Annotated in this window: 1 protein-coding gene; it reads left to right on the top strand. The window is 59.2% G+C overall.

Annotated elements, in window-relative coordinates:
• Positions 1-116 precede the first annotated feature (116 nt).
• On the top strand, positions 117-904 hold a 788-nt coding region (locus PQR67_RS38170; protein WP_408467949.1), incomplete at its 3' end, for a carboxylesterase family protein.

Below are 904 nucleotides of genomic sequence, written 5' to 3'. Positions count from 1 at the left end.
CGTGATGGCCGGCATCAGCCATTCCTTCTAGACACAGACTCCGGCAGAGGTTTTTGCTGTTGGACCTATAACGACGCCTGGCGCATTGAACGCCAGTCGCATCAAGGAGACAGAACATGCATTCGCCATTCAATAAAAGAATCCTCAGTCATGGGGCAGCGATTACATTCGCAAGCGCGCTACTCACTGCTTGTGGCGGCAACGACGCAATACCCGACATCTCATCGACTCCGCTCGACAATCACGTGACAATCGCCTCCGGGAGCCTCGCCGGCAATCCCGCCGATGCATCCGGTATCGTCAGTTTCAAGGGGATTCCCTATGCCGCGGCGCCCGTAGGAAACCTGCGATGGAAGGAGCCACAGCCCGCGCCAGTCTGGAGCGGCGTACGTGATGCCACCCAGTCCGGCGCGCGATGCTGGGGCGCGTCGCCCTTCGGCGGTCCGATCGTCACCGGCAATGTGAGCGAAGACTGTCTGTTCCTGAATATCTGGAGCGGAGCCAGAACCCGCGGCGCCAGACTTCCGGTCATGGTGTTCATTCACGGAGGCGGCTTCCAGTACGGCACGGCCTCGGACAGTTCAACGTATGGCGTCGCGCTGGACGGAACCTCGCTGGCAAAAAAGGGCGTCGTACTGATCACATTGAACTATCGGCTGGGCGTATTTGGTTTCCTGTCCAGACCGGACCTGGATGCCGAGTCAAACGGGCACAAGTCTGGAATGTACGGCATTGAGGATACGATTGCCGCGTTGCAGTGGGTCAAAAACAATATTGCTGCATTTGGCGGCGATCCGGATAACGTCACCGTCTTCGGTGAGTCTGCCGGCGCTCATGCCGTCGGCCTGCTGATGGCGTCTCCGCTGGCTGCCGGCCTGTTTCAGAAAGCGATCGGAGAAAGCGG

This window comes from Paraburkholderia fungorum, from assembly GCF_046026025.1.
In the GTDB taxonomy this organism is placed as follows: Bacteria; Pseudomonadota; Gammaproteobacteria; order Burkholderiales; family Burkholderiaceae; genus Paraburkholderia; species Paraburkholderia fungorum_E.
Note: the sequence above shows the minus strand (reverse complement) of the source record. Positions and strands in the feature narration are given on the sequence as shown.